Annotated in this window: 22 protein-coding genes and 5 pseudogenes; 12 read left to right on the top strand and 15 right to left on the bottom strand. The window is 62.8% G+C overall.

Going from position 1 to position 22,935, the window contains the following annotated elements:
* Nucleotides 1-4: 4 nt before the first annotated feature.
* Entirely contained in the window at nt 5-250 is a 246-nt protein-coding gene (locus K933_RS18530) for a hypothetical protein (RefSeq protein ID WP_200862276.1), read from the bottom strand.
* Between K933_RS18530 and K933_RS01985 the strand changes: the two genes are divergently transcribed.
* A complete protein-coding gene (locus K933_RS01985) occupies nt 198-1,088 on the top strand; it encodes a DNA-binding protein (protein WP_049947523.1) in 891 nt (296 codons plus the stop codon). The genes K933_RS18530 and K933_RS01985 overlap by 53 nt on opposite strands.
* A gap of 683 nt (nt 1,089-1,771) precedes the next feature.
* On the opposite strand, the gene K933_RS17340 is transcribed toward K933_RS01985, so the two are convergent.
* Nucleotides 1,772-2,587 (bottom strand): class I SAM-dependent methyltransferase, encoded by an 816-nt coding sequence (locus tag K933_RS17340; RefSeq protein ID WP_023393002.1) that lies wholly within the window; start codon nt 2,585-2,587, stop codon nt 1,772-1,774.
* 215 nt (nt 2,588-2,802) lie between these two features.
* Between K933_RS17340 and K933_RS18535 the strand changes: the two are divergent.
* Nucleotides 2,803-3,003 (top strand): annotated as a pseudogene (locus tag K933_RS18535) (transcription initiation factor IIB family protein); the annotation flags it as partial.
* Between the two features lie 25 nt (nt 3,004-3,028).
* Nucleotides 3,029-3,478, top strand: a complete 450-nt coding sequence (locus tag K933_RS17750; protein ID WP_152529728.1) for a hypothetical protein — start codon at nt 3,029-3,031, stop codon at nt 3,476-3,478.
* 419 nt (nt 3,479-3,897) lie between these two features.
* Here the strand turns inward: K933_RS17750 and K933_RS17755 are convergent, their stop codons facing one another.
* Nucleotides 3,898-4,194 carry a hypothetical protein gene (locus K933_RS17755; protein WP_152529729.1) on the bottom strand — a complete coding sequence of 99 codons (297 nt, stop codon included), beginning with the start codon at nt 4,192-4,194 and terminating at the stop codon, nt 3,898-3,900.
* Between the two features lie 274 nt (nt 4,195-4,468).
* Entirely contained in the window at nt 4,469-4,741 is a 273-nt protein-coding gene (locus K933_RS18895) for a hypothetical protein (RefSeq protein WP_235063408.1), read from the bottom strand.
* Nucleotides 4,742-4,773: 32 nt separating this feature from the next.
* On the opposite strand from K933_RS18895, the gene K933_RS18900 reads away from it, so the two are divergent.
* Complete coding sequence (locus K933_RS18900) at nt 4,774-5,166, top strand: hypothetical protein (protein WP_023393005.1); 393 nt, start codon at nt 4,774-4,776, stop codon at nt 5,164-5,166.
* On the opposite strand, the gene K933_RS02005 is transcribed toward K933_RS18900, so the two are convergent.
* Nucleotides 5,152-6,933: a M3 family oligoendopeptidase gene (locus K933_RS02005; protein ID WP_049947493.1), complete on the bottom strand. Its 1,782-nt coding sequence runs from the start codon at nt 6,931-6,933 to the stop codon at nt 5,152-5,154. The two genes, K933_RS18900 and K933_RS02005, sit on opposite strands and share 15 nt — an antisense overlap.
* Before the next feature lie 233 nt (nt 6,934-7,166).
* Here K933_RS02005 and K933_RS17350 point away from each other — a divergent pair.
* Nucleotides 7,167-7,547, top strand: a pseudogene (locus tag K933_RS17350) (hypothetical protein).
* 148 nt (nt 7,548-7,695) lie between these two features.
* Here K933_RS17350 and K933_RS17760 read toward each other — a convergent pair.
* Complete coding sequence (locus tag K933_RS17760) at nt 7,696-7,947, bottom strand: hypothetical protein (RefSeq protein WP_152529730.1); 252 nt, start codon at nt 7,945-7,947, stop codon at nt 7,696-7,698.
* A 103-nt stretch (nt 7,948-8,050) separates the two neighbouring features.
* Here K933_RS17760 and K933_RS02010 point away from each other — a divergent pair, with 103 nt between their 5' ends.
* The 4 genes from K933_RS02010 to pdxA all read left to right on the top strand — a co-directional run bounded on the left by K933_RS02010 (nt 8,051) and on the right by pdxA (nt 11,678).
* On the top strand, nt 8,051-8,290 hold the full coding sequence (locus K933_RS02010; RefSeq protein WP_152529731.1) for a hypothetical protein: 240 nt from the start codon (nt 8,051-8,053) through the stop codon (nt 8,288-8,290).
* A 354-nt stretch (nt 8,291-8,644) separates the two neighbouring features.
* A complete protein-coding gene (locus tag K933_RS02015; RefSeq protein WP_023393009.1) occupies nt 8,645-9,082 on the top strand; it encodes a CPBP family intramembrane glutamic endopeptidase in 438 nt (145 codons plus the stop codon).
* 192 nt (nt 9,083-9,274) lie between these two features.
* Complete coding sequence (locus tag K933_RS02020; RefSeq protein WP_152529732.1) at nt 9,275-10,669, top strand: four-carbon acid sugar kinase family protein; 1,395 nt, start codon at nt 9,275-9,277, stop codon at nt 10,667-10,669.
* Nucleotides 10,662-11,678 carry a 4-hydroxythreonine-4-phosphate dehydrogenase PdxA gene (gene pdxA / locus K933_RS02025; RefSeq protein WP_023393011.1) on the top strand — a complete coding sequence of 339 codons (1,017 nt, stop codon included), beginning with the start codon at nt 10,662-10,664 and terminating at the stop codon, nt 11,676-11,678. Before K933_RS02020 ends, pdxA begins: the two co-directional genes overlap by 8 nt.
* Before the next feature lie 419 nt (nt 11,679-12,097).
* Here the strand turns inward: pdxA and K933_RS02030 are convergent.
* Nucleotides 12,098-13,008, bottom strand: a pseudogene (locus K933_RS02030) (hypothetical protein).
* Nucleotides 13,009-13,203: 195 nt separating this feature from the next.
* Between K933_RS02030 and K933_RS02035 the strand changes: the two are divergent.
* Complete coding sequence (locus tag K933_RS02035; protein ID WP_023393012.1) at nt 13,204-13,782, top strand: DUF5806 family protein; 579 nt, start codon at nt 13,204-13,206, stop codon at nt 13,780-13,782.
* 29 nt (nt 13,783-13,811) lie between these two features.
* Nucleotides 13,812-14,168 carry a hypothetical protein gene (locus K933_RS02040; RefSeq protein WP_023393013.1) on the top strand — a complete coding sequence of 119 codons (357 nt, stop codon included), beginning with the start codon at nt 13,812-13,814 and terminating at the stop codon, nt 14,166-14,168.
* Nucleotides 14,169-14,516: 348 nt separating this feature from the next.
* Here K933_RS02040 and K933_RS19380 read toward each other — a convergent pair.
* The 6 genes and pseudogenes from K933_RS19380 to K933_RS18905 all read right to left on the bottom strand — a co-directional run.
* Nucleotides 14,517-14,987, bottom strand: a pseudogene (locus tag K933_RS19380) (hypothetical protein); the annotation flags it as partial.
* Nucleotides 14,988-15,062: 75 nt separating this feature from the next.
* Complete coding sequence (locus K933_RS17765; RefSeq protein ID WP_152529733.1) at nt 15,063-15,419, bottom strand: hypothetical protein; 357 nt, start codon at nt 15,417-15,419, stop codon at nt 15,063-15,065.
* Between the two features lie 579 nt (nt 15,420-15,998).
* A pseudogene (locus K933_RS02050) lies at nt 15,999-16,133 on the bottom strand (cytochrome C biogenesis protein); the annotation flags it as partial.
* Nucleotides 16,134-16,268: 135 nt separating this feature from the next.
* Nucleotides 16,269-16,814 carry a hypothetical protein gene (locus K933_RS18225; RefSeq protein ID WP_023393016.1) on the bottom strand — a complete coding sequence of 182 codons (546 nt, stop codon included), beginning with the start codon at nt 16,812-16,814 and terminating at the stop codon, nt 16,269-16,271.
* 2 nt (nt 16,815-16,816) lie between these two features.
* On the bottom strand, nt 16,817-18,028 hold the full coding sequence (locus tag K933_RS02060) for an ABC transporter substrate-binding protein (protein WP_023393017.1): 1,212 nt from the start codon (nt 18,026-18,028) through the stop codon (nt 16,817-16,819).
* Nucleotides 18,029-18,265: 237 nt separating this feature from the next.
* The gene (locus K933_RS18905; protein ID WP_023393018.1) at nt 18,266-18,862 is read right to left on the bottom strand and encodes a HEAT repeat domain-containing protein; all 597 of its coding nucleotides are present in this window, start codon (nt 18,860-18,862) and stop codon (nt 18,266-18,268) included.
* A 348-nt stretch (nt 18,863-19,210) separates the two neighbouring features.
* Between K933_RS18905 and K933_RS17355 the strand changes: the two genes are divergently transcribed.
* Nucleotides 19,211-19,477 (top strand): hypothetical protein, encoded by a 267-nt coding sequence (locus K933_RS17355; RefSeq protein ID WP_235063409.1) that lies wholly within the window; start codon nt 19,211-19,213, stop codon nt 19,475-19,477.
* Between the two features lie 236 nt (nt 19,478-19,713).
* Here the strand turns inward: K933_RS17355 and K933_RS02070 are convergent, their stop codons facing one another.
* Together K933_RS02070 and K933_RS02075 are read right to left on the bottom strand one after the other, a co-directional pair.
* Nucleotides 19,714-20,961, bottom strand: a complete 1,248-nt coding sequence (locus K933_RS02070; protein ID WP_049947494.1) for a hypothetical protein — start codon at nt 20,959-20,961, stop codon at nt 19,714-19,716.
* A gap of 1,195 nt (nt 20,962-22,156) precedes the next feature.
* Nucleotides 22,157-22,831, bottom strand: a complete 675-nt coding sequence (locus tag K933_RS02075; RefSeq protein ID WP_049947495.1) for a ThuA domain-containing protein — start codon at nt 22,829-22,831, stop codon at nt 22,157-22,159.
* Between the last annotated feature and the right edge of the window lie 104 nt (nt 22,832-22,935).

Raw genomic sequence — 22,935 nt, forward strand, 5'->3', positions numbered from 1 at the left:
GAAGTTAGCCGTTGTGCGGCCCTGTGTCGTCAGTATTCGCGGTTTTCTGATTCTGTTCGATCGGCGGCCAGTCGTCGTCGAGCGACCACACGCGGTCGATGACCGAGCGAATACTGTACATCGTGCGAGCACCCCACACTGTCCGCTGTTCGGCCAGCCGGCGACCGACGTACAGCGCACCGACGGGTGGAGCGCCGATCAGCGCGGACTCGAAGATAATCGGCGAGAGGAGCGAGACTGTGGTGAACAACGAGGATGCGGCAATCGACGAGGACGGATTCAAGGTCGTCGACGAGCGGGTAGAGTTCCGGCCGACGGTGGAGATGGAAGTGCGGGCGAAGGTGGACGCCAACCACCCGGACGCGCGGGTTGATGATGACCCAGATCACATGGTCGGTAAGACCCTCGCACAGGAAGAGCGCATCCAAGCGCGGAACGACGAGTTGGAGCACATCAGTACCCAAGCGGAGTTGACGACCCAAGACGGTCGGCCGGGGCGGACGCGAGACGTGGTGACCGAGCAGAGCAAGAAGCAACAAGAGGAGTTCCAGAAGCGGCGCGCGGCCGTGGATCACTGGGCCGACCCCGAGCGGGACGACCCCCGAGAGCTGCTATCGCAAGAGCAGTTGGGCGAGGTCAACAGCGAGGCGATGCGGATGGATGAGAAGATCGAACAGTGGTCGCGGGCGGCGATCAGTCGGCGGTTGGCACGGGCGGTCGTGAATGGAACGAGCATGATGAGTGCGGTTCTGCGCGTGTTCGAGCAGTTGCAGACGGCGCCGGGACGGGTCGTGCCGATTGGGGAGTTGGAAGGGTTGAGTCGACAGACAGTAAGCATCGAAGGAACGGTAACTCAGCTCTGGGATGCTAACTCACCAGCCATTCAACAAGTCGGGCTCATTGAGGACGAAAGCGGGAAAACGAAATTCACGATCTGGACCAAATCCCGTCAGTCTCTGGTCGAAGAGGACGAGCGTGTGTGGATGCATGGAGTGAAGCGGAGCTGGTACGAAGGACGGGTCTCCATAGCTGTCACAGGCTGGTCGACCCTGCACTTCCCCGAGCGCGGGCGCTGGTGGAACGAATAGCCGGACAGTATGAGTTTTCTTTTTGCTAGACGTCGGACCGACCCTGACCCCACCCTCCGCTCCGTGCTCGCGTCGCTGCGCGCGCAGTCACGACCTCCGTAGCTGGTACTCGTTGCTCCCTACACTAGATCACCAAACAAAGCGTTAGAGAGGTCGTTTATCTGCGCCTCGATGGCTGAGGCGCTCGAATCAATACGGGCGTCTTCGAGCTACGATGACAACGGACGATGACTCCTACGTATGTGACCTCTGTGGGAAACGTTCGAGCGACCAAGCAAGCTAGGCGGCCACAAGCGCGGTCACCAGCTCACGGTCGGGCGTGAGGAGTTCCAAGCCGAACTCAGACGCCTCGCTGATGAGTTCGAAACGCCGACAGTGTCGATGATGAACGAGCAATTCACGCAGGCGGCAGTCGCGGCGGCGGCGGTGTGACGGCGAACACGATTCGGAAGCATAGCAAGACGCTAGGGGAGGTGCGGATTACCGCTGATGACGCGAATCGTAGTGGCGATAGATGACAGTACAGAGGGCCGTCGATGCCAAAGGGAGAACGAAGCCCGAGCTACTTCTAATACCGCCCAATAGCTAACGACTTACGGTAGAGCGTGTGTCTACTGACGCCTACGCCACGACGATATAACGAATGAGTAACTCAATGTGAACTGGTCCAGGGAGGTGTCTCATTACCTAACTTCTGAATCGGTATTCTCTGGTACGTGTTCGAGTACACGTCCCACAACGGTTGCCGTTCGCTGAACGAAGTGTAGATTACCGTCCCGTCGAAACGGACATGTTCCACTCAAGTCGCGTTCTTCGTCTTTCCGTATCATCTCTCGTACGTCCATGGCTCGTTGTTCCGGTGTCTCTGCGTCACTAAGCCATGCTTCCATCTCCGGCACGAGCGTTCCCATTCGCACGTTCTCTACTTCGACCCCTTGTTTAGCGATCGCTTGCAGTAGCTCGCTGAGGGGGAGTGCCCGCACGTGAGAGGAGTCCCTGAGGCGTTCGAACTCGTTCTGGTAGTTCCCACGCTCAGAGTGTTCACTGACCACAAGGTCCCCTACGGCTATGGTCCCACCCGGACGGCAAACTCGTACCATCTGTTCGAGGACCTGTGCGGGGTCTTTGACGTGGTGGAGAGCGAGCCGACAGACGACAGTATCGAAAGAGTCGTCGGAGAATGGAAGCGATTCCGCGTCACCCTGTAGGAACGCAATATTCTCTATCTCCCGGTCACGCTTTCGATTGGCGGCGATAGCGAGTGGTGCATCGGTGAGGTCGAGTCCGACGACGTCCTTACACACGTCCGCGAAGCCGAATGCAACGTGTCCCGGCCCAGTCGCGACTTCCAGAACACGTGCATTTGGATCCACACCGGACATCCGCACCAGTCGGTCGATACGCTCCGAGTCCGTTAGTGAGGCGTTCGAGGCGTACGCTTCGGCTTGTCTCGTGAACGCCTCCTGTACTGTCTGCTTGTGATCCTCTGTACTGGGCATATGAACCAACAACTGAGAGAGGGTTTTAGTGTGTCCCCTTAGCCCCTTTCACACCTGGCACGCGTCCCTCAGGCGGCCGTTCGATAGATGCTCTACTACTCTACCGACACCACGTAACACAGAAACGAGGTCATCAGGTCTCGCTGTTCTGTCTATCGATCCTGGAGGGATAGGGGCGTGAAAGAGCGTCTCCCTCGATTTCTGGGTGAGATCAAATGCCGACGAGAGCCATCTACGAGACGACGGTCGACGAGGACGTATATCCCGACTCAAACGCCAACCCCTGTCCCGAGTGCGGCGACCGAGTAACGACCAACGCCGTCGGAACAGTCTGTGACGACTGCGGGCTCGTGATCGACTCGGCCCCCGAGTGGCAGAACCAGAGCGCGGCCGACCGCGAGCAGTATGGCCCACCTGCGGTGCGGGGGACGGTGAGCGCCGATGAGTAGCACGACCGGCGTCAACGTTGAGCCGATCCTCGATCCAGTAGAGGAGATCGAACGTCGTGGGTTCAGTCGCTACGACGTCTTCCGCGACTGGGTCGACCTCATGCTCGCGGCGCTCCAGCGCGACGACGACACCTACCTCGAGACGCTCGGTCGGTACGACCGCGACGGTACTCACGACCGTGAGCGCGGTGAGCGTGTTCCCGACCTGTTCGCGAGTGCCTTCTCGGAACTCATGGCCGCGAGGACGAGACGGGGCGAGATGACGATCGCGGACCCCGCGTGTGGGTCGGGCGACTGCTCGTTCTTGCCGCTCGCCATCAGGACGCGCCGACGGTCTGCTTCGGGCAGGACACAGACCTCGTCTGTGCGCAGATGGCCGCGCTCAACCTCTGCTTCTTCAACATCGACGGGGCGGTGGTCTGGGGCGATTCGCTCGCCATGACGAAGCGACGCGCGTGGAAGACGCGCGGGACGATGCTCGGTGGCGAGATAGCCGAGGTTGAGCCCGACGACCTGCCGTGGCCCGAGGCTGCGTTCGACAAGCCAACGAACGATGCGGAGCCGACAACCGTAGAGCATGATGCGATTGAACAGTCAGAATTGGGAGCGTGGGAGCAGTGAGCGACGCCGAGCAGCCGCCCTTATGCGTCGGCGACTACGTAATCAACCGTAAGGCGACGAAGACCCCAGATAAGGACACATCAGTCAGCTCGTGGTCAAACTGACGCTCAACCGGGTGGATGCTGTCTCCATCGAAGAGGGAGAGGCCGTTGCCAACACAGGTGACAGGCAATACACTACCACCCTATTCGTTTCGGTGCCTAGCCGGTACGATAGGCGGCGTACCAACTCTGTACTGACTTACTTTGTGATTGACTGCTCATTGAGCGGAGTCGGATCGACAAGAGTGGCCATTACCTTGTAGAATCCATATAAGCAGACGAGAGCCATAATCAGCGCGGCCACGAACACCGATAGACTAACGGGGACCGTAGTATATATTCCAGCGATCACAATAGCTACTGCGACAGCAAGGACACCAAGCAGGAGGAGGGCAACCCCGACGTACCATGTCTCTCGTGTCGCCATCTGTGGCATCCTATTCTCTCCTGCATCTATTATATCTGTGGTAGACACTGACACTAGCTCATTAGCCATACACCATACAGGAGATCGGATAACGACGATTTACAAGCAATGACGCTCCAGAGCTGTGATCAGTCCCATGCCCGGACGTGACTTCGACGACGACGCCGAACTCCGCCCGCTCGGAGAGTCGACTCACGTCCCCGATCACGAACTCGACACCGACTGCACAGACCGGCGTCGTGACCCGCGACGCGCTCGCTCGTCTGCCGAGGCCGGGTCCCCGCTCAACTGCTGCGCCTGTGGTGCGTCGATCCCCGCCGGGCGCACGAAGTGTCGGTTTTGTCTAACGAATCACGTCGAACCGGTCGATACCGACGATGACGCAGCCGACGAGACGGAGTTCCTCCACGTCGTCCACCTGATCGTCCCGGCGGCCTCCCGGTACGCCGCCATCGCGAAGGCCACCACCGCCGCGTCGGTCGTCCCACGGAACGACGGGACGATCACCGGTTGTGATCCCGTCGCCGCTCTCGACGATGAGCCGACACAGCAATTGGTGAAACGGTGGGGTGCGCTTCCGGCGGCGGTACGGGTGGCCGCCGAGCGCGGGCAGCAACTCCTTGCGACCGGTCGGGAGCGAACGCTGAGATGGACGCCGGACAGGTACGCGGCGACTATGAGGGCCATACGACGTTCCTCTACGACGAGATGGGACAGGCGGTCGAGAACGACGAGCGGCTCACGGCGCTCCTTGAGGACGCCCGTGACGACCTGTGGCTCGTGCCCGCGCTCGCGCTTCAGCGCGCTGAGAGTGGCGACGAGGGGAGTGAGAGTCAGCGTCATCACGGTCCGAAGCGAGCGAGTCTCACCTGCCGCGAGTGTGACCGCGAGACGGCACACCAGTTCCAGTCGGTCGAGGAGACCCCCGACGAGACGTGGCCGGGCCAGCCTATCTGGAGTGTCGCGTGTGCGGTGCGAGTCGGTACGGCCCATCCAAAGACGAATGAACCATATCGAGGGTACGCTCTACAGGCGGTCTAGATAGTCATCGAAGGTTGCGGCCGCTCGTTCGTATGACTCATCAGAGAGTACGTCCACGCCGAGTGTCTCGAACGATTCCACCGGTGGGTGACGGCCAATCGTTCGAAGGAACTCTCGGTACTCGATCGGTCGGAGACTCTCGTCGCGAAGCCGCTCACGGACACCAAGCGCGCCGGTTGCACCCAAGACGTATTGATAGCTGCTGTACGGAATTCGCTGTCCGTGCCCGAGCCACTCACGTCCACTATCGCCGGGGAAGTCGACTGTGGGATCGAACTCCGCAAGGAGGTTCGCATACGCTTCACGGGCCATACGGGGAGAGAGTTCGTCGCCGGCTTCGATCGTCGTCGCCAGTCTGTGATTGAACGCAGCGGTTCGGGCGTTCCGATAGAAGTTCCCACTCAAGCACTCGATGAGCCGGTCACGTGCGTGTGCTGCGAGCGCTCCACCCGCATCGAGGCAGTGTTCTGCGAGCAACACCTCGTGGAGAATCGACGGTACCTCACAGATCGCCGTGGGAGCCGTCGCGTACCGAGTCGGCTCCGGTTGATACAGCATCGCGGTGAGCGCGTGGCCGAGTTCGTGGGCGATGTAGAACATCGTCCGTACGTCACGGTGGAAGTTCGCGAGGACGAACGCCCCGTCCGTGGCCGAAGACGGACAGTATGCCGGAATATCCGTTCGCTTGTCTTCGGTCGGGAACACGTCGATCCGCCGCTCCGAGAGGAAGGTGCGAGCCAATTCGACGTACTGCTCTCCGAGCGGTTCGAGAGCGGCTAGAATCAGGCTGGTCGCGTCCTCGTACTCGAGCTCCGGTGGCGAGGTATCAGCCGTCGGAACCCGTCGATCCCACGGACGGAGCGTGTCGACGCCCAACCGTTCGCGTCGCACGCGCTGTGACCGATGGTACGGTTCGAGGTTATCGCGCACGGCAGCAACCAGCGTCTCGTGGACCGACTCAGGGAGGGCCGGCTCTAACCCGGATTCGGGGTACGTTCCGCGGAGGTCGCGGTCACGGATCGAGTCATAGTCGCGGATCTCGGCTTCCGTCGCCGCCGCTGAGAGTTTCTCCGCTATCGTTCGCGTCAGTGTGGCCTCGAACCGCTCCATCTCCTCGTAGTACGTCTTATAGACCGTCTGTCGATAGTCGCGGTCCGAGTGTGACAGCTCCGTTCGCTTGTTGCCGACGCTCAGATCGACCGGGTCGCCGTCGGGCCGTTCGATCGTCGGGGGATCGAAGTCCTCGGTTGTGGTCGCGCGGTGAATCCGAGTCGGGGCACTCCGCGCTTCGGCGTGGGTAGCGATCGCCTCCTCGACAGCCGGCTCACGCATTCGAGACGCCTGTGTACGGAGGTTCTGTGCATAGTAGCTGTACTCGTCGAGGTCCGAGAGCATCTCCTCGAACTCGGCGTCGGTGAGTCCGCCGAGACAGCGCCGGACCGACGCGACGACCGGTTCGAAATCGGCTTCGAGTTCGCGAAACTGTCGTTGGCGAGTAGCTGCTTCGTCGGAGGATGTCTCGACGTTCGCTGAGAGAGTCGCGTAGAGATCGAGTTGCTGTTTGCGCCGATAGCACTCCTCTGTCAGGTCGAGTACTTCCAGGAGTTCGGTTGTGTCAGTCGGTGGGTCAGCGGCAACCGATTCGAGACGAGCAAGTCGTTTTTCGAGCGCCTTACGTGCATCCGCCCATTCGTCGGGTGTCTCGAAGATGTGGCTGAGGTCGAAGCGATACTGCGGATCGACGTCGTCGCGTGACGGAAGACTCATTTGTGGCTCGGGATCGATGGGCTATCTACGAGGCGAAACGGCTGGTGAGACGAGCAACTAGTGCGGGCGAACACCAGTCGGAGAAACGTTAGCAGGTCATCGATCGACCGTCGTTGAACGTCTATCTGAGAGGGACGTAGATAGGTGTACCGGAGGCACGTTAGACGATCCCACGCCCCGGTGGTGTTTATCCCCCTCAGGGGTGCGGGGGGACAACCCTCGCAAGAGTACCAATGGCGACACTCCACGCAGCGACCGCTTCACGCGGCGCACACGTCACCGACGCACAGGCCGTTCGACACCTCTGCGACTCCCACTACTTCGGGATGCTCGAGTGAGAAGCCACCGAGACGAGCGAGTTCTCATTCTGGGGCTACGATGCCTTCGACGTCTACGAGGCTGACGACGAGGGCCTCCCTGACTACGAGGCAGGTATCGCGACGCGATCGTTCCTGCGTGAACTTTCGGAGCACATCGCTCCGGACGCGGAACTCGACATCCAGACGGCCGGCTACACCAAGTGTCGGTTCCCGGTCCACGCCCAGCGGTACGTCGTTCGTGAAAACGAGGTCCTCCACGCCGACCTCGGGAGCCTCGAAACAATCGACGGGTAGAACTCACGAGTCGCACAGCAGAGCGATTTATCGAGCGCCGGCAGTGGGTGCCGGTGCCGTGAATGGGGCGACGAAGCGTCCACTCACCTGCGTCGGCGGAGTGAAAACCCGTGCACATGATCATCTACGCGCTCGTCGACGTGCTCGGTTATTCGAGACCAATCTCAGAGATCCGATCATTCACACGACTCACGAGTTCGGATATGCGCTTTCGGTGGGCTTGCCGGTCACGTCGCCGCTTGTAGATGTCTTCTGCTCGATGGGCTATGGGAACGCTTACAGCCGCGATGAGGGCAATCAAGGCTGTTGCTTCGAGCGGGAGAGTCAGTAACCTCGTGACGAATACCAGGACCCCTATGAGGGCGTAGAGGCCAAATAAAGCGATATCCCACTTATTCATATCCTGTATGGATTCGATATATCCAGCATTATATTAGTTGACTCTACATCGGTGGGGCTGGTTAAGCTCAGTCTCATCATCGCTTATTTATAAGGCTCATGTAGTGCGGGGCCTTGGCAGATACGACTACGTCGGCCGAGTGGACGCACCCGTTCCCGCGCAGACGACGGTGACGGCGACGTTCGTCGCCGACCGCTTTCCCGAGGCGACCGTCGAGTGTGGCTCCTGTGGTATGTTGTTCGAGACGACGAACGAGCGTGCGGTCTACTACTGGGACGCCGACCCGTGGGTACGGAAACCGGCACAGGTCCGTCGCCGGAGCAAACACAGCAAAGAGTCTTAACCAACAATCGTCGGGGTATCCCTTCACCCGTATTGGTTAAGGGAGCTGTCCATCGGCCGAGAAAACGGCGGACTCGTGAAATGTGGTGTGTCCAAGCACGGGCCTACCGACTCGACAATGTCAGGCACCGCCAGTGACCAGTTCTCGTGAAGAGTGTATATCAGTTCGTGACTCGCTCCAAGAGCTGTTTATCTGCCCTCTGACGGGTACGAGGGCGAGTTTCAGACGTACCCTCGTGGGGTTGAAGCCCGACGCGGGCACGACCCCCTCCTCCGCCATGCGCTTCAGACGAACCCTTGTGGGGTTGAAGCGACCGCTGCGAGGTGGTCCTCGAACGTCGCGCTCGCCGTCGTCATGTCCGTCTTCGCGACCGAACCGGCGACCAACGAAGGCGCGCAAGCTGCCGCGGAGAGCGGTTTGCTCGTCTGGATAATTCCTCTATCCCTGCTGCTCATCGGCCCGGGTGAGGAACTATTGATCCGCGGTATCATCCAGGGGTCGCTGCGCCGGCGCTTCTCCGCAACCGGCGCGATCGTCCTCGCTACCGCAATGTTCGCGCCCGCGCACATCGTGTCGCTGTCCGGGAGCCTTCAGGCGGCCGCGCTCACTATCAGTATCCTCTCAGTATCGAGTCTCATGTTCGGGCTCGTCTACGAACGCACCCGGAACCTCAGCGTCCCCATGCTCTGCCACGGCTTGTATAACGCGACGCTGTTCGGCATTCAGACGCTCGCCCCCACCAGCGGCAACGGCGCCAATAGCCTTCTCTCCGTCTTTGTCGCGTCCCTGTAATTCGAGGACGCCTGTGATGTTCCGCTCACTGGCTCCCTATTCGCTCCGGTCGATGGCCGTGCTCTGCCCGCCGTCGGTCGCCGCAGCACCCGCACGGCCGTCACCGCTCGCATCGTAGTCGCGGGCGCCGGCCTCGCGGCTCCGCCAGCGACAGCGTCCGTGGACACGTCAAACCCGTCCGGCACAAGTGCAGTGTCATACCCCCGGCTGCCACCCCTCCTCACCAGTTTCAAGCTCAACGCCGAAGACGCAACCGGGTCACGGTCCGCTGTCTACCGCGACGACCGGGTGGTTTTTGCTCTCTCGGGGTCATCGGCGGCCATGCACGACGCCGCCGTCGTGGGGGACGACCTCACGGGAACGATGGACACCGCACACGCCATCGCGGCCGCCGGCCGGCGGGCGGTCGTCCACGCACGGCCGGGCGAACGAGACCCCGACGTTGACGCGAACGCGTCCGTGGTCGGCCTCACCACCGAGAGCAGATACGACGACCCTCACGACGCGGCCATCGCGGTCCGGAACGTCATCGAATCTCTCCCCTCGTACGTTCTCTACAAGAAGATCGACTCCACCCTACGTGGGAACGTCGGCCCGGAGGTAGACGCGGCGCTGACGGCCGCGGGGCGCCAACTCGCGGTCGTCGCACCCGCGTTCCCGGCGAGGGGTCGGACCACCGTCGAGGGTGTCCACTACGTGGAGGGGACGCCGGTTGCCGAAACCGAGTACGCGGTCGACGCCGCAGGCCCGGACTCGTCGGCGGTCGCCGACCGCTTCGGAGGGGTCGACAGACGGGTGACGACGGTTGACCGCTCGACCGTCCGGGCGGGCGACGAGACGGTGCGTGCCGCGTTCCGGCGGGCTGTCGCGGTCGGCGACCGGGCGCCAGTCGTCGTCTGTGATGCGAGCACCGACACCGATCTGGCGACCGTTGCTGCGGCAGCCGCGGAATTCGACGTACTCTACGTGGGCAGCGCCGGGTTGGCCGAACACGTCGCCCTCCCGGGGGAGGCGACTGACCTCGCAGAGTCGACTCTCGCGTCGACCGGCGCACCGCTGGGCATCGTCGGGAGCGTGAGTCCGACCACCCTCCGCCAGCTCGACCGCGTCCCCGAGGAGGCCGTCTTCGAACTCGAACCGACGGCCGCACTCGATGCCGAGGCCGACCCGACACCCGCGGGCGCGGTCGAGCGACTCCGCGGGGGAGCGCCAACCGTCGTCACCGCCGCGACCGACCGAGGGGCGGTCGAACAGACGGAGGCGGCAGGGGCTGCACGTGGTCTCGCCCCAAACGAGATTCGCGACCGGGTGGCGAGCGCCCTCGGCAGCGCAACGGCGCACCTCGTCGGTGAGGGTGAACCGTCAGGGGTGGTCCTCACGGGCGGCGATGTGGCGAGCGCCGCCGTCCGAGCGCTCGACGCGACGGCGATCCGACTCGCCGACGAGCCGGTCGAACGGGGGATTCCGAGAGGCCGACTCGCCGACGGCCCCGCCGCTGGGACACCGATCGCCACGAAGGCCGGCGGGTTCGGTGTGGAGGGAACCATCGTTAACTGTCTAAACGCCCTCTCTCCGACCGATGACTGACCACCTCCCGCTCGTCGGGATCACCATGGGCGACCCCGGGGGTATCGGCCCCGAGGTGATCGCGAAAGCCTACTCCGAGATCCGACACCGGAGTCGCCCGATCGTGATCGGTGACGCGGACGTTGTCGCGGCCGCGACCGAGGTCTGCGAGACTCCGCTCTCGGTCGAACGGGTCGCGGACGTGGCCGACGCGACGTTCGAATCCGAGCGGATCCCCGTCTTGGACCTCGACAACGTCGAGGAACTCGTCCGCGGGGTGGTCAGAGAGGAGTATGGCGCGGCGAGTCTCGCCTACGTCGAGCGTGCGATCGAACTCGCGACCGCAGGACGGATCGACGCGATCGTGACCGCTCCGATCAACAAGCAGGCGACGAAACTCGCGGGGAGCGACTACGCGGGTCACACCGGAATGCTCGCGGACTACACCGACACCGACGACTACTCGATGATGCTAGTCGAAGACGAGTTGCGCGTGACCCACGTCTCGACGCACATCTCATTGCGGAAGGCGTGCGACCGAGTCACGACGGAGCGCGTGCTCGCGACGATCCGACTGACTCACGAGGCGCTCCGGGAACTCGGCCTCGACTCGCCGTCGGTTGGGGTCGCAGGTCTCAACCCACATGCCAGCGACGGGGGCCTCCTCGGCGACGAGGACGGTGAGGAGATCGCCCCGGCGGTCGAGCAGGCGGTCGACGAGGGGATCGACGCGACGGGGCCCGAGTCACCCGACACCATCTACGTCAGGGCAGCGCGTGGCGAGTTCGACTGCGTGGTGTCGATGTACCACGACCAGGGGCACATCCCGATCAAGATGCTGGGGTTCGCGGGCGGCGACGCGGTTTCGGGCGTCAACGTGACGATCGGGTTGCCGATCGTCCGCACGAGCGTCGACCACGGGACCGCGTTCGACATCGCGGGGACGGGAGCCGCCTCCGAGCGGAGCCTGATCGACGCCGTCGACGTCGCCGTGGAACTGGCCGCCGCGCGGACGGGCCGTGGCGGGTAATCCACGCTGTACTCAACGGCGACACGCCGATCGTCTCATGCGCGGCCGGCGGTACAACCGGGCCTCAGAGGGGAGATGAAGACCTTGACAGCAACCCAGAAGCCACACTAGAGCAGAGCACTCAGACGCGGATTCAGATAACACGACAGTGGCGGGATCACGTAGATCGGTCAAGAGTTGAGTGACAAGAAACGGGGCGTACACTAGGACAACGACCGTGATCTGGTCGAGAGATGCTCGAACACATGGTAGTTGTGAGGTGTAACGACTAAGAGTGTCGTACCCATCATCGGAGCCGTATCCCCTCGACCTCTGCTACCGCTCTCCAGCAGAGTTCATCCGCGGTGCGCTTCGCGATGCAGTCAAACGCCCCTCTGGTTGTACTGGAATCCTGCCCGGGTCTTCCGCCGCGAGCGCGGTCAGTCCGCCGAGAGTACCTCGTCGAGACGCCGCTCGAACTCGGTGAGCTCGTCTCGAAGGCCCTGTTCGTCTATCTCGTCGAGCCGGTCCGCCAACCCTCGGAGTCGCGAGAACTTCTCGTCCTCCGCGACGTCCGTCTTTTGGATGTACACCTGTTCGTCCACGTCGTAGACTTCCTCCTCTTCGATCTCTGTGACCGCGAGAACGACGTCCAGTTTGTCGGGGTCGACGCCGAGTACCCACTCGTGCGGGATGCCGTGTTCGTCGAGCGTGTCGAGCACCGTCTCGTCGTCTTTCGCCCGACGCCGTTCACACGTCGTCCGCCGGATCGTCCCAAATCGACCGTGTAACCGCTGATCAGCGCCGAGACGGTCGAGGAGGGAAGTTTTGGCGGTGGCCCTGACTCGATCGGCGCCACGCTGGACGTCAGACAGAAGGACGTACAGGTCGGTCAGCGCCTCCGTATCGAGCGATGCAGGATCGTCCGCGTCGAGGTGATCGAGGAGGTCCGCGAGCAGTAGGGAGTCGTCGTGGATCCGCTCCGGAGCCGTCCGCGTCTCCTCCGGGGAGACGAGGTAGGGACTCTCGCCGCGAACCGCCTCGTCGGATTCAAACAAGGCCTCGTCCTCCGAAATGTACTCACCGGAGAGGCTCAATACTGCCGCGTACGGCTCGACACCGGGGGCAGGTCCTCGAGCGAAACCAGACCGTCGTCAAGTCGGTCGACGAGTACGTCGAACTGTTCGCGGTGAAGCGGGCGTTCTTCGCCGCTGTCTCGAAATCGAACGACGAATCGGTCATCGACCGTCGCCTCGATCCGGAAGCCTCGTGCCGAGACGGGAGTTACCAGTTCCGCGTTTGGGTCGATACGCTCGGCCGTTTCGCGCAGGTCTCGCCACAGATCCTCCATACGAGTCCGTCCGTCGGGTAGACGGAAAAGCGTCGTCCGCGCCGTTGCCGGCAGTAGGGGGATGCAGGGAGCCACCCCCGAGGCAGACGGACGGTAGTCCCGTCGTCGAACTCCGGACTCCCGCTATCCGGCGAAGAGAAGGGGTTATCCCCGTCAATCCCCAACTTCCGATGCGGGCAACCGCACGAAATAACCATGCCCGAGAAGCCGCAGATATCTTCCGAGACGGATAGTTTCGAGTTCCGGCGGTTCGAGCGATTGGAGGGCGCCGACTACGACCGAGTAAACGAGTTCCTCCGCGAGTACGTCACGTTCACGGCCCGCGAGTGGGCGCTCGCTCGGCTCTGTGCGGACTTTCGAACGAAGACCGGGGTCGAGATGAAGACGATCGGCGAGAACCTGCCCGACCTCGTTCCCTTCATGGACGACCAGTACACGCGACAGTCCGTCTATGGGGCGCGACGATCGTTCGAACGGAAGGCACGCGAAGCGGGAGCGACGTTCCTGTACGGTGCCTACAGTGGGTTCTTCACGGCCGACGAGATCGACGACATCACGTACGAGGCGACCGAGGTCGCGAAGTTCCTACTCGAAGTGGAGGGGGCGCAGCTCTCACACGACCGGGAGGCTGCCGTCGAAGAACGCGTACGGACGGCACTCGAATCCGTACACGAAGCGAGCGCGGAGTTCCGCTACGACCGCTGTCCCCACTGTCACGAGAAACTGGGCGACGAAGTCGCCGGCCCGAACTCGCAGTCGAAAGCCAGTCGCTAAAGTACGAAGACCTCGATCCCCATTTCACGATGGACCGAGACGATCTCAGCCCCGACGAGGTCGAGTTCGACGGGATAGAGAGTGTAAACCAGTACGAGGCGACGTTCACCGGCACCGTCGGCGGAGAGGAGGTAACACTGGTGTACTCGCTTGAGAACGCGATTGGAACTGAAGCCGAGGCGACTCTGTATTTGCCCGGCGACGAGGAACTCGAAGGGATCGTCGTCCACCCCGACACGTACGAGTTCGAGACCGACAACCAGGACACCGTCCGCTTCGCGGCAACCGACGACGACGGCGACGACCTGTTCCTGATCTACGGTCTCTCGGAGGCCGAGGACGCCGACGCGAACGCGGTCGGCCTGTCAGTCGATCCGAATCCCTGAGCCGGCCATCGCGCGTTCAAAGGAGGAACGTGTAGAGGAAGCCGGCGGGCGCGAGCGTGATGTACGGGCCGGCCTGTTCGTACGCGTCGGAGTAAATCTCCCCTGCGAGCGATGTGTGTAGACGGAGTACCGATTTGGGGCGCTGATTCTTCTGATTTTGGGGGGCTGTGATAGGTCGACGAAATCGGTGCCATCGCTCGGTTTCATCGTCTGAACGGCTCTCGTGATGGAATGCTGGCGCAGGAATTTGGCAGCTTCGGAGGCTCAGGACGGCAGAAGTTGAGACTACGGCCCTCAATGCATAGCCCCACCAGCACATCGTCACGGAGGGATTTGATGCGCCCTTGTTTACTGCCAGTCAAGGTGGCTCAGCTCTTCCTGTGAAGCGTGACTGATCAGTGAGGTCGACTTTCGTATCATCGCTCTCAAGCGCTCCCAGACGCCCGAGGCGACGAGACGAGTGAGAACGACCATCCCAACGAGTTCGACGAGCGTCTGTGTAACCACGACTGCCGAACGAACGCGTACTCCGCGAGTGCGAGCGGAAGGACGACCAGCGAGTTTCGCGTCACCAACGTGAATACGAGCGCTCGATTCTCCTCGTCGGGAAGCCCGAGTCGAGCAGCTACGATGCGGTTGAGAATTGGCATGATGCCGAGGAACGCGACGTACACGGGACGACGACAGCGATCTGGTCGAGAGACGCTCGAACACATGGAGTTGTGAGCCGACAACGACCAGGAGTGTCACGCCCATCATCGGAACCGGCAGATTCCCCATCGACCTCTGCCACCGCTCTTCAGCAGAGTTAGTGATGGCTGTGAGTGGCAACACAACGAAGTGCGCCTCACTGCGTCCGGAGTTCTTCTATCTCTCCCAGAGTATGCCAGCAATTCATTCAAGCGGGAGCGAGTCAATCTCACACACGGAGAGGAGACAAGAATGACACCCACTCGACGCCGCCGAGAGCCGGAGAGGCCCCCTGACCTCACGACGCGCGACGACCGTCCAGTATGGATCGGCGAGGTAACCGACGGCGACCTGCCCGTCGTACTCGGGGACGAGGTATGGACCGTCCCGGTCGACGACGTCGAACCGACCGCGTTCCCGTGCGCGGGCCCACTCCCCGTGCTCGATACGATCGATATGGAGCGAGTGTACTGCTTCGAGGGGGAACCGCGTGCGGAGGCGGTCGTCACCTCGACTGTCGTCGTCGAGTTGAGACACCGAGACGGGCAGTGGCGTCTCCACGGGTTCGCCTCGTCGGATGCGAGCTGTCTGTCTACGAACGAGAAGACGCTCTGGGAACGCGATGTGAGTGAGACTTCCGAGCGTGAAGAACTGAGCGCGTGACCCCTTCGACCGCCGGTGCGGTGGATCGATTCCACGCCGGCGAGACAGTCAAGAGCGGCTGATGTGTCCATCGACCGAGAATGCTTGACGAGAGAGAGGCGCTCGCGACGTTACTCTGTACTTTGATTAACCAACATCAGGCTACTGACAACAGCATTCGCGTTGGTTAAGATTCGGCGTTCTCGTCGAAGCGGTATCGCCGCCCGCTCCGCTTCGAAAACTCGACGGCGATCAGTTTCCCGAGTTCCTTCGAGATTAGTGTCTCATACCCGTCGCGAACGATAGGGTACTGTCGAAGCCGTCCTCGTCTCTCGTCCGGAGTCCTCGTTCGGCAGTTCGGCTCGTCTGCCGCATCGGACTCCGCCATCGCGTTGTAGTGACGCCTGTCGTCGCGTGTATGTCGGTCCGAATCGTAACTCGTGGCTAGGTCGAGATATCAAGGCTGCGCCGAGGTTGTCGGCCCCAGACGACGCCGGGCGTCTCGTCTTCGCTTTGGTGGACATAGTAGCCGACGTACCCCGGGAGGAGCGGGAACGCGCACGGCGCGAAGAACGTCGTGAGTCCCGCGCCAGCGGCGAACGCGACCGTCCCGAGGAACGCGGCCGAGGTCATGCGCTGTCGAGTGCCGCGTCGCTCTGCGTCCGGAGGGTCGACGCATCGGCGATACGGCCATGACTCCACTGAACCGTGCCCGACGCGTCCGTGACCGCGAGAAAGGGGAGGCCGTCCGCGCCGAGTATCCATGATTCAGGTATCGCCGTTGATGATATCAGCGACCTCCTCGGCGTCGTCCTCGCTCCAGTCGTTGGCCAGGATGCCGAGCCAGTTGGGATCGATCAGGTGAACGTCACAGTCCAGTTCGTAGAGGATCTCCTTGTCGAACTCGCCGCCCTCGGCGATGGGCGTGACATCGTCGAACGAGACGTTCACACCCGGAAGCGCGTCGTAGAACGCCGTCGGCATGGTTTCCGGATCCCACAACCCCCTGAGGCCGCCGGCCTGACCCAGAGCGATGCCCATGTCGCCGTACGTGCTGAGGAAGGCCAGCCAGGTCTCCGGTGGCTCGCCGAACTCGACGGTTCCCATCGGCTCCATCGTCACCGAGTAACTGGTGTCCTCGGTCGGGGTCTCCGCCGAGGCTTGCGTCTCTGTCGCCGTCGAATCAGGTGTCGAGCCACCGTCTGAATCGCCCGTACACCCGGCGAGCAGTCCCCCGCCGACGACCGCGCCGCCGTATTTCACGTAGTCACGCCGCGTCGGTGTCTCACCCGTGTCAGTCGTCTCCTCGTTCATGGTTAGATGTCTCCTTTGACGATGTCCGCGACTCGCTGGCGGTCGAACAGCTCCTCGTCACCGGTCACCTCGCCGAAGATGTCGGGGTAGAGTTGCTTTGCGGCCCGTTCGGTCAGGAACAGGTTCTGGATCGGCCCCTGGTTGAGGTAGCCGCCGCGGTAGACGCGTTCGTTCCGAACCGCGGTGAGTTCGCTCCCGACGGAGTGGTCCTGCATGTACCCCAAGACGACGTCGCGGAACTCTTCGGCGCTCTTGCGCTCCTGACCGCGGACCAGGATCACGTCGGGGTCGACTTCCAGCAGGTTCTCGTAGTCGAGTTCCCCACGGTTGGTCGTGCTGAGGTTCTCGATATCGGTCCCCTCTAGAGCGTCCTTCGCGCCGAGGTCACGCCACTGTTTCTTGCTCGTACCCTTGTCTTTGAGCCGGTACGGCGAGAACGTCGATGGTTCGTCGGTCCCCTCGTACGTGAGGAACACGCGCGGGCGTTCCTCCTCTAGGGGTAGTTCGGCCTGAACGCCCGCGATGAACTCGTCGTGTAGCGCGGTGAAGGCCTCGTAGCGGTCTCGGGTCCCGAACATCGCCGCGACCTTCTCGAATGCCTCGTACAGCGTGTAGTAGCGGTAGTCGTGCCACTCGTCGGACCGCCGGAAGATCAGGTTCGCGAAGAAGGGCGCGACGTTCTCGCTGATCTCCTCGACGTCGGACTGGGCCCAGTCGAACCAGTTCACCAGCATCTGCGGGTCGTAGAGGTGGACGTCACAATCGAGTTCGTAGAACTCCTCTTTGGTCCTAACCTCGGGGAACTTCTCCAGCGGTTCCTCCGGAACGTCTACGCCCGGGAGTTCGTCGTAGATGGACCGGTAGTACCGCTTCGCGTAACCGATGCCGGCGAGGCCGTCGGCCCGGCCCAGCGCCACGGCCATATCGGCGTAGCCGCCGTCGTAGGCGGCCCACGTCTCGGGCGGCGATTCGAAGGTCACCTCGCCGACCGGCGCCATCTCTACCGAATAGGAACTGTCCTCTGCCGTCGTTTCGGCCTCGGTGTCAGTCGCTGTGGCACTGTCGGTGGCCGTAGCGCTGTCGGTCGTCGGCCTCGACTCCGAGCCGCCGTCTCCGGCACATCCGGCGAAGAGTCCGCCACCGATGACCGCCCCTCCGTACTTCACGTAGTCGCGCCGCGTCGATGCCTCGTGTTCGCCGAGATCGTCCGCCATACGATTTAGGCCCGCCTAATCACGCAAAAGCGTTCCGAACTTTAGGCCAGCCAAATCAATCAGCGAGGCACACCGCAGCGTGGACACATCGGTGATCCGCTCGCGGAGAGATCGAGCCCGCAGTGGGGGCACTCGCCGTCGGCGGGCGCGTTCATCTCTTCGACCACGTCGTCGGTTCCATCTCGGATCGATTCGATGTGGCGACCCCGTCCGGGGACGCCCCGGACCCCTCGTCGGTCACTCGTCGCCGACAGAACTGTACTCGGTCGGATAGGAACGACGGCGAGTCGCCGTCTGTGATGTCGAGCGCAGCAAGCACAGATCGGACTTGACTCCCTCGTCCGTTCCCGCGAGCAGACCGAGGGCCTCGGCCGCCCGTCCCTGCACGTAGGGGTTCTCATCACCCAGCCGCTCCCGAAGCGCTTCCGGTGCGCTGGTCAGCTTCGCCGCATGCTCACAGCCGACGACTACCAGCGTCGTACAGAGGTGATAGCGGACGAGTTCGCTATCGTCGTCCAGGTGCTCGGCCAGCGACGACACCTGGTGGCGGAGTCGACTCGCGTCACCGAGTGCGACGTACGCCAGTGCTTTCGCCAGCTTCTCTTTGACCTCAGGTTCATCGAACTCCAGTCCGATGCGGAGGTCGGCTAGCGTGTCCGGATCGGTGACCGTTTCGGGCGCTTTGACAGCGACGTAACCGAGTGCTTCGGGGCATCGCGCCCGGACGTAGTAGAACTCGTCCTCGTCCGCCAGTCGGCCAGCAAGGTCGTCGACGGCAGGGAGGACGACCAGGGGTTCCGACTGCGCCAGCGTGACGAACAGTTTCGCGGTCATCAGCCTGACGGCCCGGTCCTCGTCGGAAGAACGTCAAAACCGGATCGATGAGTTTCTCGACGGAACGCGACCGCTCGGCAGCTACGTCCCGAACCGCCCGCAACGCACGCTTGCGAGTCTCAGTCTCAGCCGCATTGAGGCGGTCGAGACACGCCAGTGTCTCCTCGCGGGTACCCTCACGGAGGAGTTCGGCGAAACGGTCTGGCGGTAGCGGCTGGTCTGAGTCACTCATCGGCGCGATCGGTGTGTGACTGGCTTTCACGACTAGTCGCTTCAATCCGGTGGTTCGGCGCCGACCTCAAACCCTCTACTGAGCACCTCTATAGACGGCTGCTGATGGTATAGACGGTGGCCACTTCTAACCCGCCGATACACTCAGAATCGACGTCGGAGACGCTCTCGGACCGTGCCTGCCGGATAACCCACGCCTACAAGACCGGAATCGATCTCAGAGAGACGCTAGGAAATGGAGCGGGCCTCCGAGCCGCGGTTAGCGAGGTCATGCTCTACACGGATCAATTTGAGGACAGCTATCCGGAGTGGCACCCAGCACCCGATTTGTTCCCGGGAACGCTCCGGCTGTTCATCTATCGGGAGATTACGGGCGACAGTTAGGGCTCCAAAATTCGGTATCGCGGCATATAATTTATAGAAGAAGATTCTAGCCGTGTAGGGCTTGTGGTCTACGAAATCGTCGGGTTCGGAGATTGCATTGGCCACTGTGGATTATACCAGCTGTACACAGTGGATTTACGGAGGTCCACGCTGTCGGGTGAGCTTACTCGCTGCCGCCGTCTCACGTCTGCTCGATACAACGGATGGGAAGAGGAGACTCCTTTCCAGCAGTGGGTTTACCGCTCTCCACCCGGATACAGGGTTGCTGTCGCTAGCCGTTTTGGTTGGCCGAGTGATTCTCCCGTCGGCTCGAGTCGAGTCTCAGCCTCGGAGAACACGTGAATCGTCCCTTCCTCGCGTAGCAACACCTGCTCACTCCCGCTCTCACACAGATCGGCGTGCGCGGCGTGACCGTCTATCGGAAACGAGACCACGGGGTCGATCGACCCGTCGTAGAGAGCCGGGTTCGTCCCACCACCGCGTCGCCACGCGAGAAGGTGATCGCGCTCCCCCCTAGTCCACCCAGTCATCGGCTCGACAATAGTGAGCCACCCGCCCGGGTCCCGATTCTCCTCCGCGAAAAGTTCCCCGGTAGCGTTCACGAGGAAGATACCATCACGTCCATCATTCCGGCCCGACCCGCGAACGATGCGGTCGAGACCGGCGATATCGAGGCCCTCGCCGTCCTCGCGGTAGTCACCGGGCGCAACGTGTTGGACCTCCCTCGGTTTCTTGTTTCGCCACAGTTCCTCGCCCTCCGCGGTGTACGCGTAGAGTCCTCCCTCGCCGATCAGGATCTCGGACTGTCCGTCCCCGTTCACGTCGGCCACCCAGATACAGTCGGCGTGTTCCTCCTCGATGTCGGCGTGCCAACGCGGAGTGCCATCGGCGTCGAGGAAATCGTATCCCGCCATCACCTCGTCGCGGCCGTCGCCGTCGAAGTCGTGCGGCCAGGGGTAGTGGCCGACGTTCCCCTCGTGCGTCCAGTGTACCTCGAAGTCCGCATCTAGATCGATAGCCCACACGCGCCGGTACCGGTCCTTGAGCAGGACGTCACCTGCGTACTCGCGCCCACTCACGTTCGCCGGCACGATGCAGTCGTGCGCATCCGGGTCCGGGAGGTCGTAGGATCGGCTGATCTTACCGGTCTCGCCTGCGATCACGAGGAAGCGGTCGTCCATCACACAGCAGACTTCGTTCTCGCCGTCGCCGTCGACGTCCCAGACCTGAACCGGGTAGTCCGCGCCGTGGCTTCCGCCTCGAGGGTCGACGTCGCCAACCTGCCACAGCACCTCGCCGTCGAGGTCGATGGCGGTGAGCGCCGTCACCTCGTGGGGCGTGTGTCGGGCGTCGATGTCGTCACCCTGTGCCAGTAGCACGTCCATCCGCCCATCGCCGCTCAAGTCTCCGAGACGTAGCTGTGGTCGTCCACCAGCGGGTCCGATGTCGACGGTTCGTAGTTCGACGGGCTCGTCCGTACTCACGGGTTAGTTCGGTCCCGGGGGGAGAATTACTCTCGCGTTCACGCGAAGGCCGCCGGTTTCGAATGGCGGAGGCGATCCACTCTCGTCCAGCAATCCGACGAATTCGTCGTTGTACGGCGATTTCATACGGAAGAGGAGCGGGGAGATGGATCGATAGCGACCACCGCTACCCTCGGGAAATCGGGTTCGAACCCGAACTAACCGAGTGAGAGGGAGGGTTCCGAACGGGGACGGCGTGTCACGACCGAAGCGCTGTGAGTACGGCCAGACACCGCCCGAGGGGTGACACGCGGGCTGGTCGGGGTGAGCCGACGACTGTAGACAGTACGCAGACTGAAGGGGAGTTCCTTTCCGAGTCGGAGGCGGCAGCGACCAGCGACGTCAGCGACGCGGTCCGTACCGTCGAACGTCATCACTAGGTTCGTATATTTCCATGAGTCTATCAAATATATTATATACGGTGGCTACGTGCGAGCGGATGCAGTCGAGGATCCCCCCGCGGCTTCGAGTAGAAGTCCCGTGTGGATCACGGGTCGTCAGGGGGGCGAGACGTCGTCAGTCCCACGAGGACGACCCCGTCGAGGGCGGCGTCACTCACGTCCCCGTCGTCTCGTGCAGTCGCCCGCCCGTAGGCGGACGGCGTCGAGGTGGACGCCGACGCTGGAAACACGTCGTGGAACTGGCCGATCGGTAGGACCCGTCACTCGGCGTCGAAGTCGTCGCAAGCGTGTTCGAACGGGCCGTCGACCGGGTCCTGAGCCGTGCCCAACCGGCACGGATCCGCGGGGAAGATCGAAGCGTGCCATCGTCTTCACGACTCGTTCACTCGTACGACACGTATAACTAGATATCGAACATTTCTGATCCGACGAGAGCGAAAACCGCATCGGCTCCGAAGTGGCCTCTGGCGGAGCCGGGGTTCTCATGACTCGGAACCCACGCGTACCGTGTCGGTCAGCGGATATAGTAGTATCGTTCGTGACGTTCGTACCGGTGAACGACCGGGAGACGGAGCGAAGACCGTCAACTCCTCCCGACCGTCGTATTTCCCCCTCGGCCCGGCAACCGAACGGCGGACGGGCCTTCGGCGCTCCGACTCTCCACTACAGCCGGTTCGTCGGACCTCGCTTTGCCGCTTGCGGGAGGAGAGGGCAATCGACGACGGACTCGTCTGTCGGGGCACGTCGAATCTCGTTCACCCGTCGGCGGCGACCCACTCCACCGCGTTCGCGAGCGCCCGCCGGACCTCGTCGTGGTCGCGGTAGATCGGGAACTCCTCGTGGCCCGGACGGAGGTAGAAGCCGGCGCCCGCCCCGAACCGGAACGCGACGCCCGAGCGGAACCACCCGCCCTCGGAGAACTCGCTCTCGAAGACCACCGTCTCCGGGTCGGGGATGTCGTACGGTTCGCCGAACATCTCCACCCCGTCGATCACGAAGTCGTCGACCCCGTCGGCGACCGGGTGGTCGGGCGCTTCGACGCCGACCCGTTCGCGCTCCCCGTCGACGAGTCGCACCTCGCCGAGGTCGCCCGAGGTTCCGATCAGTCGCTTGTAGGGCCGGGCGTAGTGCGCAGAGTGGAGGCTGACGAATCCGACGCCCTCCTCGGTGACGGCCTCCTCGATGCGGTCGACCGTCCGGTCGGTCACGTCGTCGTGGCGGAGGTGCCCCCACCAGACCACGGCGTCCGCCCAGTCGAGGTCGGCGGCGCTCGCGCCTTGCCCCTCGTCGTCGAGCGACCGCGTCCGAGTTTCGATGCCGCCGCGGTCGGCGAGCGCCGAGGCGACGGCTCCGCGGATCCCGTCGGGGTAGATCTCTTCCGGTTCGGTGCCCTCCGACCACACGAGGGCGTTGATATCACTGGTTACCACGCCCGTCACCACGGATCCCTCCACCTTGAATCCGATCGATTCTCCCTACGAGGGGAGTCCCGACCGCGTCACGCCCAACGCCGGTCGAACGGCACGGTGATAGG

Origin of the sequence: Candidatus Halobonum tyrrellensis G22, assembly GCF_000495475.1 — an archaeon.
In the GTDB taxonomy this organism is placed as follows: Archaea; Halobacteriota; Halobacteria; order Halobacteriales; family Haloferacaceae; genus Halobonum; species Halobonum tyrrellense.